The sequence below is a fragment of the Bradyrhizobium acaciae genome, from assembly GCF_020889785.1.
GTDB lineage: Bacteria > Pseudomonadota > Alphaproteobacteria > Rhizobiales > Xanthobacteraceae > Bradyrhizobium > Bradyrhizobium acaciae.
In genome coordinates this window covers 22042-32875 of record NZ_JACMYK010000077.1, presented here as the reverse complement: position 1 = coordinate 32875, position 10834 = coordinate 22042, and the positions used below count along the sequence as shown (strand labels likewise).

Genomic DNA, 10834 nt, shown 5'->3' with positions numbered 1-10834 from the left:
GATGCGCACGCCGTCGAGCCGATACTGGTCGAGGCCGTGCGAGGACGCTTCGAAGGCGAGATGGGTGACGCCGTCGCCCGTGATCTCGTCGAGCTGGCGATGCAGCGCGATCGGGTCGGGTGTGGTCAGCGAGCCGTAGACGGTGCGCTTGTCCGAGACGAGGCCGATGGTGCCGATGCTCGCGGAGGAATGACCGAGCCGCTGCCAGATCTGTCGCGTGAACGCCGCGACCGAGGTCTTGCCGCTGGTGCCGGTCACCGCCGCGATCGTCGCGGGCTGGCGCGGGTAGAATCTGGCGGCGGCGAGCGCCAGTGCGCGGCGCGGATTTTGCGTCGTCACAAACGGCACGCGGAGAGCCGCCTGCGGCGGATGGTCGCCGGCAACAGCGACCGCGCCCGCGGCGATCGCCGCATCGACGAAACGCACGCCGTCGGTCTTGCTGCCCGCCAATGCGAAGAACAGGTCGCCCGGCTTCACCGCACGGCTGTCGACCGCAAGCCCGCCGACAACGGCGTCAGCACTTGGATCGTCCCTCGGATCGATCGTGGCATCGGCGCTGAAGAGGTCGCGAAGTCTCATGATCTTCCAGTCTGGCCGGCACCGTTCTGGCGCCGCGTGATTATACGCCTTACTGGGTTGCTCTGGATGCCGCAAGAATAAGGCGGTCGGACGGCGGCAGGTCGAATCGCGGTTCGACGCCCAAAAGCGGCGCAATTCGGGCGATCACGTTGCCGCCGGTCGGCACCGCGTTCCAGCCCGAGGTGATGAAACCGTAGGTCTCCTTCAGCGGCTGCGGCTCGTCGAGCATGATCAAGAGCTGGTATTTCGGATTGTCGGCGGGCAGGATCGCGGTGAAGGCGTTCAGCACCCGCTTCTTGGCGTAGCGGCCGTTGATCACCTTCTCCGCGGTGCCGGTCTTGCCGCCGATATAGTAGCCCTTGACGTCGGCCTTCTTGGCGGTGCCGATCTCGGCGTTGAGCCGCATCAGATAGCGCATCTTGTCCGAGGTCTCAGGCTTGATGACGCGCTTGGCCATCGCCATCGCCTCCTGCTCGGTGCGCTTGAGGAAGGTCGGCGGGATCAGGTAGCCGCCATTGACCAGCGCGTCGATGCCCATCACCGCCTGCAGCGGCGCCACCGCGATGCCGTGACCGAACGAGATGGTGACGGTGTTCAGCTCGCCCCACTTCTTCGGCACGATCGGCGAGGCACTCTCCGGCAATTCGGTGCGCAGCCGCTCGAGCTGCCCCATCTTGCGCAGGAACGCCTTGTGCGCGTCGACGCCCATCGCCAGCGCGATGCGCCCGGCGCCGATGTTGGAGGAATAGTAGAACACCTCCTTCATGTTGATCATACGGCCCATGTTGTGATCGTCGTGGATCGCGAACTTGCCGTAGTGCAGCGGGCCGCGCGCATCCCACATCGAGTTGAGATCGAACCGGCCGCTATCCAGCGCCATCGCCAGCGTGAACGCCTTGAAGGTCGAGCCCATCTCGTAGACGCCGGTGGTCAGGCGGTTGATGCGATCGGGATCGTGCGCCTCCTTCGGATTGTTCGGATCGAAATCCGGCAGCGACACCATCGCCACGATCTCGCCGGTGCGCACGTTGGAGACGAGGCCCGAGGCGGCCTTGGCCTTGAACTTCTCCTTCGCCTTGATCAACTCGTCGCGCAGCGCGTGCTCGACGCGCAGGTCGACCGACAATTCCACCGGCTTCTGCAGCCGGTCGGTGGCGAAGCCCGCGCGATGCAGATCGGCCAGACCGTTATTGTCCAGCCACTTCTCCATGCCGGCGATGCCCTGGTTGTCGATGTTGACCAGGCCGATCAGATGGGCGACCTCGTTGCCGGTCGGATAGACGCGCTTGTTCTCGCGCAGGAAGCCGACGCCGGGAAGGCCGAGGCGATGGATGTCGAGCTGCTGCTTCGGCGTGATCTCGCGCTTCAGCCAGACGAAGCCCTTGCGCGACGACAGGCGGTCGCGCACCTCGCCGGTGTCGAGATCGGGCAAGGCTGCGGTCAAAAGCTCGATCGCCTCGTCCTTGTCGATCAGGCGGCGCGGTTCGGCGAACAGGCTCGGCGCCTTGACGTCGGTGGCGAGGATTTCGCCGTTGCGGTCGGTGATGTCGGGCCTGGCGGTTGCGATCGCGTCCTGTGAGGCGGTGCGGCGCGCGCCATGGCTGTCGGCGCCGACGGCGAACAGCACCAGACGTCCGGCCAGCACGCAATAGACCGCGGCGAAAGCGAGAATGGCAAGGCCAACGCGTGCGCGCGCCTTGGCGGCACGGTCCACATTGTTGCCGTACAGCAGCGTGCGGATCAGCCGCGCGCGCCAGGGTTCAGCCGGCTTGTTGGCGGGTGCGGGATCGGTCATGGCTGGTCCCGTCATTGCTGGTCTCCCCCGCCCTGCTCGGGATCCTCGGTTGGCGCGGGCTGGTCGGTCGCCGGCTTGTCGATCGATCCGGTCGTGCTGTCGGGCGCGGCGGCGGCCTCGATGGTGTCGATCATCGCGCCGATCGGATCGCGCGAACCGGGCCGCGTGAAGCTCGGCGGCCGTTCCGGCAGATTCTTCAGGGAATCGTACTGGTTGGCGTTGACCGGCTTCAACGGCAGATGGCGTTCGGCAAGCCCCTGCAGCCGGAGCGGCGCATCGAGCTTGGCCCATTCGGCACGCAAGGTCGCGATCGCGTTGCGCTGCTCGCGGATCTCGGCATTGAGCTGCAGCACGCGTTCGACGCGCGCGGTCGATTCCATCTTGATGCGGTAGACATAGGATGCCGCGAAGATCAGCATGCCGATGACGAGGAGGTGGAGAAGGCGCATCGTCAGCCTCCCCGCTTCAGGTCGGACAGCCGCGGCCAGGACGGCAGGTCGTCGTCCGCATGCGCCGGCGCCGTGGTGCGTTCGGCCGCACGCAGTTTTGCGGAACGCGCGCGCGGGTTCGCCGCGATCTCCGCATCGGAGGGCACAACCGGGCGCTTGGTCAGGATCTGGAAGCTCGGCGCTGACTGCGCGACCTCGGGCAGATGCCGCGAGCCGCCGGCGACCTTGCCGCGCTCAGTGAGGAAGTTCTTGACGATGCGGTCTTCCAGCGAATGGAACGAGACCACCGCGAGCCGCCCGCCCGGTTTCAGCACGCGCTCGGCCGCAGCGAGTGCCAGGTGCAGCTCGTCGAGCTCTTCATTGACGAAGATGCGCAGCGCCTGAAAGGTCCGCGTCGCCGGATGGATTTCGTTCGGCTTGGCGCGCACGACCTTTGCGACGATCTCGGCCAGCGCCTCGGTCGTCGTGATCGGCGCGTCCTTGCGCGCAGCGACGATGGCGCGGGCAACGCCGCGCGAATGGCGCTCCTCGCCGAAGATATAGATGATGTCGGCGAGCTGTTTCTCGGAAGCGGTTGCGACCACATCGGCCGCGGAGGGGCCGCTCTGGGCCATCCGCATGTCGAGCGGGCCTCCCAGGCGGAAGGAGAAGCCGCGCTCGGCCTGATCGAGTTGCATCGAGGAGACGCCGACATCCATCACGACGCCGTCGACCTTCTCCACCCCCTGCGATGCGCAGACCTCGGCAAGATCGGAGAAGCGGTTTTCGACCAGCGTCAGGCGGCCGCCCGCGCCGTCGACCAGATCGAAGCCGCCTGTGATCGCAGTGCGGTCTCGATCGATACCGATGACACGCGTGCCGGCGACGTCGAGGATCATGCGGCTGTAACCGCCGGCGCCGAAGGTCGCATCGACATAGATGCCGCCGGCGCGCGGATCGAGATAGGCGACCGCCTCGCGGCCCAGCACCGAAATGTGACGAGGCGCACGCTCGCTCATGCGCCGCCCCCGGGAAGGGCCGCGTAACTGGCATGCAAGCTGGCTGCGCGCCGACTCATTGCGCCTCGAATCCTCGCGCCTTGCCTGAGCGCCTCGGTGAAAAAGCCGCTGCGTGACCCCAGCGCCAACTCCCGTCCTCGGTCGCAAAACCTGATATCCGACCGGAATTGGGAGGGTTTCCATGGGATTTCGCGCAACAGCGGACCTTGGCCGTCCCCCGAAACCGGTTCGGCACTTCACCTCTCAGTAACGGCACTTAACGTTAAGAAAACGTTGATGAAGGGTTAGCGGAATCGCGCGACTTTAATCCGCATTCGAGTGATACCCTCGGCATCCTCCCGGCATCCCCTCGGCCCGCGCTCCGGGCATCACTGCGCGCTCGGGAACCGCGCAGGCCGATTGCGCGGCCCGCACGGTAAAGGAATAGTAAACGCCTATTTTGTTTATCCATATGTCAAAATGCGTTCTCCTGGTTCGGGTTTGAGTGATTCGTATGGCTTCTGGTTCGTCCTCGTCCGGCAACGCTGATTCGAAGCGTCAGCGCGTCCTTCCCGTTCCGAAGGGCGTGGCCGACGTAGAGACGTTCACGCCGGATTCCTCGATCGCCTCCGACGTGATCCCGTCGGTGAATTTCGGCGACCGCGCCAACAACCGGCAGCCGGACATGATCCTGCTGCACTACACGGGCATGCCCGACGTCGAAGGGGCGATCGCCCAGCTCTGCACCGCCGGCACCGAGGTCTCGGCGCATTACATCGTGCTCGAGGACGGCCGCATCGTGCAGTGCGTGCCTGAGAGCAAGCGCGCCTGGCACGCCGGCGTGTCCGCCTGGGCCGGCGAAGACGACATCAATTCCTGCTCGATCGGCGTCGAGATCGTCAACCGTGGGCACGATTGGGGCTATCCCGACTTCCCGCTGCGCCAGATCGCGGCCGTGATCGCGCTGTGCCGCGGCATCATGCTTCGCCGCAAGGTGGTCTCGCATCGCGTGCTCGGCCATTCCGACGTCGCTCCGGGGCGCAAGAAGGATCCCGGGGAGAAATTCCCGTGGCACTCGCTGGCCAATTCCGGCGTCGGACACTGGGTGCAGCCGGCACCGATCGTACGTGGCGACGCGCTGCAACTCGGCGCGATCAGCGATGCCGTCTCCAACATGCAGGCCGCGTTCCGTCGCTACGGCTACAACGTCCCGACCAACGGCAAGTTCGACGGCCCGACCATGGAGGTCGTGACCGCCTTCCAGCGTCACTTCCGCCCCGAGCGCGTCGACGGGATCGCCGACCGCTCTACCATGGCGACGCTGCACGCGCTGCTCGAAAGCCTGCCCCCGGATGCGGCGAAGGCTTCGGCGGTCGCATCGAAATAGCGCCGCTTTTTCCCTGATTGCGCGTGCGCAAACTGGAACCTTTCACCGCCTGCCGTCTTCTTCATTGGGGCGCTCTGAGTGGAGATTCGTCCATGTTCAAAGCACTCATCGCGGGAGCTGTCGCCGTTGGCCTGATCGCCGCTCCGGCAGCCGCTATGACGACCCAAGGCAAATCCACGTCGACCATGCACAAGACCCACAAAGTCCATCACGCGCAGAAGAAGATGGCACCAGGGACCACGACCGGCATGTCGAGTGGAACGACGACCGGGCAAACGACCGGTAGCGCCAAGGCAAAGACCGGGTACTGATTCAAGCCGGCGCGGCACGCCCGCGATCGTTGATCGGAGAGGCGTGCCGTCACAAGCGACGCACGAGATGGCGTGTCACGCCATCTCGGCGATCCTTCGCGCGTAGAGCCGCCGCAGCGGCTCGAGTTGCGTCGCGGCGGTGGCCGCAAGATACGCCTGCCGCGCCTCGTCCTTGCGGTCGAGGCGGCGCAGCAGATCGGCGCGCACCGCGGGGAGCTGATCGTATCCCTTCAGGCTGCCGCGTGCGTCCAGCGCGTCGATCAGATCGAGTGCGCGCGCCGGGCCGTCGACCATCGACACCGCCGCGGCATGATTGAGCTCGATCACCGGCGACGGGCTGATCCGGAGCAGCACCTCGTAGAGACCGGCGATCTGCGGCCAGTCGGTGTCATGATAGCTCGGCGCCCGCGCATGCAACGCGGCGATCGCGGCCTGCACCGCGTAGGACTGCGGCCGGCCCGGCATCCGCAGCGCCTCCTCGACCAGCCTGACGCCTTCGGCGATCTGATCAAGATCCCACAGCGAGCGGTCCTGCTCCTCGAGCAGCACGATATCGCCGCCGGCGGTCTGGCGGCCGGCGCGGCGCGCATCGTGCAGCAGCATCAGCGCCAGCAGGCCCTTGATCTCGCCGCGCGCCGGAATCAAACCATCGAGCAGCCGCGCCAGCCGGATCGCCTCGCGCGCAAGATCGGGCCGCATCAGATCCTCGCCGGCGGTCGCCGCATAGCCTTCGGTGAAGACGAGATAGATCACCGCAAGAACGCCCGCCAGCCGCGGCTCCAGCGCCTCGCGCTCCGGCACCTGATAGGGAATGCCGGCGAGCTTGATCTTCTGCTTGGCGCGCAACAGCCGCTGCGCCATCGCATCTTCGCTCACCAGGAATGCGCGCGCGACCTCGACGGTCGTCAGACCGCACACCGTGCGCAAGGTCAGCGCGACCTGCACTTCCGGCGCAAACGACGGATGGCAGCAGGTGAAGATCAGCCGCAACATGTCGTCGTCGAGCATTGCATCGGGCTCGGGCGACGCCCCCGCGTCCAGCACTAATTGATGCGTCAATTCCTGCTGTTTGCCGCGAAAGCTGACGGCGCGGCGAACCCGGTCGATCGCCTTGTTGCGGCCGACATTGACCAGCCAGGCACGCGGATTGGCGGGGAATTCGCCGATCGGCCAGCGTTGCAGCGCCACCGCGAAGGCATCCTGAAGCGAATCCTCCGCCAGATCGAAATCGCCGACGAGGCGGATCAGCGTTGCGAGCGCCCGGCCCGCCTCGTCGCGAAACACCTGTTCGATTTGGCTCGGGGTCATGACCATCGATCGTTGCTGAGCGGCCGCGCCCGGCGACGCGACCGCTGTGTCCATCGGGAGATGACGGCGCTAGCGCGGATTATCGTAGATCATGACCGGCCTGACTTCGATCGAGCCGGTCTTGGCGCCGGGAATCCGCGCCGCGAGGCCGAGCGCGGTGTCGAGATCCTTGGCCTCGACCAGATAGTAGCCGCCGAGCTGTTCGCGGGTTTCCGCGAACGGCCCGTCGGTCGTCATCGTCTTGCCGTCACGGACCCGCACGGTGGTGGCCGTCGACACCGGCTGCAGGCCATCGCCGGCCTTGAAGTGCCCGCTCTGGATGATGGACTGGGTGTAGGCCCCGTACTCCGCCGTCACCGCCTTGCGATCGTCGGCAGTCATGCGGCCATATTCAGCATCGCTCCGGTAGATCAGCAGCAAATATTGCATCTCATCTCTCCTCTTGATCGGCTGGATCGCCGACACCCAGTCGAACGGGCGACAGGCCAAACGACATCTTCAGGATAATTTATTTTGGCCGCTTTGGCGGGCGTTATCCGCTTGACGGGACCGACCTAAACGCCCATGCCATGGGCGTCAGTCGGCCGGACGGCCGCTCCCGCAAGCGCCGAAAGGCCGCGGGAGAGGAAAGTCCGGGCTCCATCGACATGCGGTGCCGGATAACATCCGGCGGGGGCGACCCCAGGGAAAGTGCCACAGAGAACGAACCGCTCCCTCCTCGGAGGAAGTAAGGGTGAAAAGGTGCGGTAAGAGCGCACCGCGTTTCCGGCAACGGAGACGGCATGGCAAACCACACCGGGAGCAAAACCGAATAGGGACGGCAACGCGGTTAGTTCGCGCATGCGCGATAACACCGCAGGGCGATGTCAGGCCCGCTGTCCGGGTAGGTTGCCCGAGGCAAGGTGCAAACCTTGTCCCAGAGGAATGGCCGTCGCGTACCATTCGCAAGAATGGTGCCCTACAGAACCCGGCTTACAGGCCGGCTGATATTTTGGAGTATGAGGGGCTCGGCGCAACACGCCGGGCCCCTCGCCATATCCGTCGCCACGATTGCATCCCGTTTGCTAGAATGCCCACCTCGCGGAGGATCGCAGATGGACCTTCAGAAGATCATGGCGAAGGCACGAGACATCGCCAAAAGCACCGGCACGATCACGACCGAACAGCTCAACGGCCTTTGCCCGAACGGTATGGAGTCCGATGATATCGCGGCTCTCTTTACGGCGTTGCGGGCCGAGGGCATCCGACTCAAGGACGACGAGTCAGGTCGGTAGAGGCCTGGGCGATGACGCTCACCGGCCTGGTGCGGCGCAGGCGCGATCGCACGCACTGCGCGGCGTCCGGCTTCAGAAGCAACGGCGACGCGCGCGTCCGACCTTGATGCAAATCAAGGTAATTGGAACCCGCCCCGCTATCCCTCCTGGTCAGTTCAGGAGGGCTCACCATGTGGATCGATCGTCGTCAGGCACTGGCGGTGCTGTGTGCTGCAGTCTCGCCGCTCGCGATTTCACGCACCGCACGCGCCGATTTTGATGGCCCGATTGTCCGTGCGCTGGAGGGCGGCGAAGATTTCTGGCTCGCCCAGGACGCCTATATCTACGGATATCCACTGGTGACGATGGAGATGACCCGCAGGGTCATGACAAATGTTGCAACGGTGGAAGGCACCCGCGGACCGATGGGGCAATTCGTCAAGCTCCGCAAGTATCCGGATGCCAGCTTCAAGGACGTGACAGCGCCCAATGCCGACACGCTCTACACCACGGCCTGGATCGACGTCGGAGACGAGCCCTGGGTCTTGAGCATGCCGGACATGAAGGACCGTTACTTCCTGTTTCCGATGCTGGATGGCTGGACCAACGTCTTCCAGGTACCGGGCAAGCGCACGACCGGCACCAGGGCGCAGACCTACGCGATCACCGGACCGGGCTGGAAGGGAACGCTTCCCGCGGGGGTCAAGGAGTACAGATCTCCCACGAGCATCGTCTGGATCCTGGGCCGCATCTATTGCACCGGCACGCCGGAAGATTATGCAGCCGTGCACGCGGCGCAGGACGAGTTCAAGCTCGTGCCGCTCGGCGCCTACGGCAAGTCGTATGCACCACCGTCAGGCAAGGTCGATGCGTCAATCGACATGAAGACGGCGGTTCGCGAACAGGTCAACCGCCTGGACGCCGCGGCCTATTTCACCCTTCTCGCACAACTGATGAAGCGCAATCCGCCGGCGCCCGCCGACGCGGCTGAGGTCGCCAAGTTTGCGAAGATCGGCCTCGTCCCCGGCAAGGATTTTGATGCGGGAAAATTCGACGCCGCGTTTGCCAAGCGGGTCCCGCAAGTGGCCTTCGACCGGATCATGCTGCAGTTCAAGGTCAACAAGGCCATCCGGAACGTGAACGGTTGGGCTTTCGATGGCGAAGCCGGCATCTACGGCACCAATTATCTCAACCGTGCCCTTGTCACCGCAATCGGCCTTGGCGCCAATCGCATTCAGGATGCGTGCTATCCGACATCGCAGAAGGACGCCGATGGCCAGGACTACCTTGGCAGCAACAAATACGTGATGCACTTTCCGAAGGGACAACTCCCTCCGGTCGGAGGCTTCTGGTCGCTCACGATGTATGACGAAAACTACTTCTTCGTCGCCAATCCGATCAACCGCCAGTCGATCAGCGCCCGCCAGAACCTCAAATCCAATCCGGATGGTTCGGTTGATCTCTACATCCAGAAGGACAATCCAGGCCCCGACAATGAGAGCAACTGGCTTCCGGCTCCGGCGGGCAAGTTCATCCTGATGCTGCGCATGTACTGGCCGAACGAGAAGTCGCCGTCGATCATCAACGGGACCTGGAAGCCGCCGCCGGTTCGCAAGGTGACAAGCAGCTAGGGACATTTCGCCACCCGGCATCTGTGGAGAGAGGCAGGCGTGATGCTGGTTCCCGATACTCCGTCCGTCGAACAGATATCGCAGGTGATCGTTCAGGTCACCGCGCCGTCGTTCCTCCTAGGAGCTGTCGCCGGATTCGTTTCCCTGCTGATCTCCCGCATGAACCGGGTGACCGATCGGATACAATTCGGCGACGTGATCCCGGACGGCGATCATGCCCGAACAAGACTCAAGAGGGAGATGCCGCAACTGAGGCGCCGTGCTGAGCTGCTGAATCGTGCGATCCTGTACTCCACAACCAGCGCAATCCTGACGTGCCTGCTCGTGATCGTGGCGTTCGTCAGCGCATATTTTCAGTTGCGGCACGAATACGGCGTCGCCGTGCTCTTTATTGTTGCCCTCGGATTTTTCACCGCAGGGCTCGTGAATCTCGTCCGCGAAACCTGGATTTCCGTGCACGAATACGTATCCGGCTCATCAGGGCCGTGAACGTCGTGCCGAGGGAGGATCGCGTTGGTAGGTTGGCCACTCGGTAGCATTCGCGCTATCATCACGAGGAGCTGAACGTCTCCCTCTGCCAGAGATTGAAAGAAAGAAGAGGAGGAATGGTCATGTCGGTCGCCTGCAGGTTCGAGCGCAGTCTTCTCAGCCACGAAGAACAAGAGACGATCCGCCTGACGCACCATCCCGCGATCTACAGCGTCGAGGTGGCTGAGCTCGAAGCCATGCGCCCGCGCTTGCGCAAGATGCGCGACAAGGAACGAACGGTCGGCCGTCACAAGCAGCGCGAGAGCCGCGGCAAGGCCGAGGCGCGCGGGGCAAGCTTTCCGGGAACCGCTAAGCATGCCTCAGAGCGCAAGCAGGTCTTCGCCGCGGCGCTGAAGCGAGTGAACACGGAACTCAAACGTCTGCACAATCTGGCAGCCAAGACCGCCCATGTCGAAGCGGCCCGAAAGGCCCTCGCGCTGCACCGGACCGCGAATTTCACGACACGTCCCGCGGCTGGAGCGACCGCCGGCGAAGGCATGGCATCGAAGCCACGCGAACGGCGACGAAAGGTCCTCGCCGGCGCAAAGATCGGACGCGTATCGCAGGCGACGAAAGTCGCGCAGGCCGTGCGCGACGCGCGCGGTGCATGACGGCT

The 10834-nt window shown here is 64.6% G+C and carries 12 protein-coding genes and 1 other RNA gene; 7 read left to right on the top strand and 6 right to left on the bottom strand.

Annotated features, from left to right (window positions below):
* The 4 genes from H8A92_RS25405 to rsmH all read right to left on the bottom strand — a co-directional run.
* Positions 1-579: Mur ligase family protein (locus H8A92_RS25405; RefSeq protein ID WP_229198300.1), on the bottom strand; the 579-nt coding region annotated here is incomplete at its 3' end.
* 49 nt (positions 580-628) lie between these two features.
* Positions 629-2374, bottom strand: a complete 1746-nt coding sequence (locus tag H8A92_RS25400) for a peptidoglycan D,D-transpeptidase FtsI family protein (RefSeq protein WP_229198301.1) — start codon at positions 2372-2374, stop codon at positions 629-631.
* Between the two features lie 11 nt (positions 2375-2385).
* Complete coding sequence (ftsL, locus tag H8A92_RS25395; RefSeq protein ID WP_229198299.1) at positions 2386-2823, bottom strand: cell division protein FtsL; 438 nt, start codon at positions 2821-2823, stop codon at positions 2386-2388.
* Between the two features lie 2 nt (positions 2824-2825).
* The gene (gene rsmH / locus H8A92_RS25390; RefSeq protein WP_229198298.1) at positions 2826-3821 is read right to left on the bottom strand and encodes a 16S rRNA (cytosine(1402)-N(4))-methyltransferase RsmH; all 996 of its coding nucleotides are present in this window, start codon (positions 3819-3821) and stop codon (positions 2826-2828) included.
* A 493-nt stretch (positions 3822-4314) separates the two neighbouring features.
* On the opposite strand from rsmH, the gene H8A92_RS25385 reads away from it, so the two are divergent.
* Both H8A92_RS25385 and H8A92_RS25380 read left to right on the top strand, forming a co-directional pair.
* Positions 4315-5187, top strand: coding sequence for an N-acetylmuramoyl-L-alanine amidase (locus H8A92_RS25385; RefSeq protein ID WP_229198297.1), 873 nt, complete (start codon positions 4315-4317; stop codon positions 5185-5187).
* Positions 5188-5279: 92 nt separating this feature from the next.
* On the top strand, positions 5280-5498 hold the full coding sequence (locus H8A92_RS25380) for a hypothetical protein (RefSeq protein WP_229198296.1): 219 nt from the start codon (positions 5280-5282) through the stop codon (positions 5496-5498).
* Between the two features lie 75 nt (positions 5499-5573).
* Here the strand turns inward: H8A92_RS25380 and H8A92_RS25375 are convergent, their stop codons facing one another.
* Positions 5574-6806 carry an RNA polymerase sigma factor gene (locus H8A92_RS25375; protein ID WP_229198295.1) on the bottom strand — a complete coding sequence of 411 codons (1233 nt, stop codon included), beginning with the start codon at positions 6804-6806 and terminating at the stop codon, positions 5574-5576.
* A gap of 69 nt (positions 6807-6875) precedes the next feature.
* Positions 6876-7235: a YciI family protein gene (locus H8A92_RS25370; protein ID WP_163151915.1), complete on the bottom strand. Its 360-nt coding sequence runs from the start codon at positions 7233-7235 to the stop codon at positions 6876-6878.
* 147 nt (positions 7236-7382) lie between these two features.
* Between H8A92_RS25370 and rnpB the strand changes: the two genes are divergently transcribed.
* The 5 genes from rnpB (at position 7383) to H8A92_RS25345 (ending at position 10829) form a co-directional block, all read left to right on the top strand.
* Positions 7383-7797, top strand: an RNA gene (rnpB, locus tag H8A92_RS25365) — RNase P RNA component class A.
* 103 nt (positions 7798-7900) lie between these two features.
* Positions 7901-8080 carry a hypothetical protein gene (locus H8A92_RS25360; protein WP_229198294.1) on the top strand — a complete coding sequence of 60 codons (180 nt, stop codon included), beginning with the start codon at positions 7901-7903 and terminating at the stop codon, positions 8078-8080.
* Between the two features lie 170 nt (positions 8081-8250).
* Positions 8251-9690: a DUF1254 domain-containing protein gene (locus H8A92_RS25355; protein WP_229198293.1), complete on the top strand. Its 1440-nt coding sequence runs from the start codon at positions 8251-8253 to the stop codon at positions 9688-9690.
* Positions 9691-9732: 42 nt separating this feature from the next.
* Positions 9733-10179: a DUF2721 domain-containing protein gene (locus H8A92_RS25350; protein ID WP_229198292.1), complete on the top strand. Its 447-nt coding sequence runs from the start codon at positions 9733-9735 to the stop codon at positions 10177-10179.
* 122 nt (positions 10180-10301) lie between these two features.
* Positions 10302-10829 carry a hypothetical protein gene (locus H8A92_RS25345; protein WP_229198291.1) on the top strand — a complete coding sequence of 176 codons (528 nt, stop codon included), beginning with the start codon at positions 10302-10304 and terminating at the stop codon, positions 10827-10829.
* Positions 10830-10834: the final 5 nt, after the last annotated feature.

What these genes read in the sequence shown, in the direction of transcription:
- H8A92_RS25400 (WP_229198301.1), bottom strand. Translation starts at nt 2,374, where the DNA reads ATGACCGATCCCGCACCCGCCAACAAGCCGGCTGAACCCTGGCGCGCG.
- ftsL (WP_229198299.1), bottom strand. Translation starts at nt 2,823, where the DNA reads ATGCGCCTTCTCCACCTCCTCGTCATCGGCATGCTGATCTTCGCGGCA.
- rsmH (WP_229198298.1), bottom strand. Translation starts at nt 3,821, where the DNA reads ATGAGCGAGCGTGCGCCTCGTCACATTTCGGTGCTGGGCCGCGAGGCG.
- H8A92_RS25385 (WP_229198297.1), top strand. Translation starts at nt 4,315, where the DNA reads ATGGCTTCTGGTTCGTCCTCGTCCGGCAACGCTGATTCGAAGCGTCAG.
- H8A92_RS25380 (WP_229198296.1), top strand. Translation starts at nt 5,280, where the DNA reads ATGTTCAAAGCACTCATCGCGGGAGCTGTCGCCGTTGGCCTGATCGCC.
- H8A92_RS25375 (WP_229198295.1), bottom strand. Translation starts at nt 6,806, where the DNA reads ATGACCCCGAGCCAAATCGAACAGGTGTTTCGCGACGAGGCGGGCCGG.
- H8A92_RS25370 (WP_163151915.1), bottom strand. Translation starts at nt 7,235, where the DNA reads ATGCAATATTTGCTGCTGATCTACCGGAGCGATGCTGAATATGGCCGC.
- H8A92_RS25360 (WP_229198294.1), top strand. Translation starts at nt 7,901, where the DNA reads ATGGACCTTCAGAAGATCATGGCGAAGGCACGAGACATCGCCAAAAGC.
- H8A92_RS25355 (WP_229198293.1), top strand. Translation starts at nt 8,251, where the DNA reads ATGTGGATCGATCGTCGTCAGGCACTGGCGGTGCTGTGTGCTGCAGTC.
- H8A92_RS25350 (WP_229198292.1), top strand. Translation starts at nt 9,733, where the DNA reads ATGCTGGTTCCCGATACTCCGTCCGTCGAACAGATATCGCAGGTGATC.
- H8A92_RS25345 (WP_229198291.1), top strand. Translation starts at nt 10,302, where the DNA reads ATGTCGGTCGCCTGCAGGTTCGAGCGCAGTCTTCTCAGCCACGAAGAA.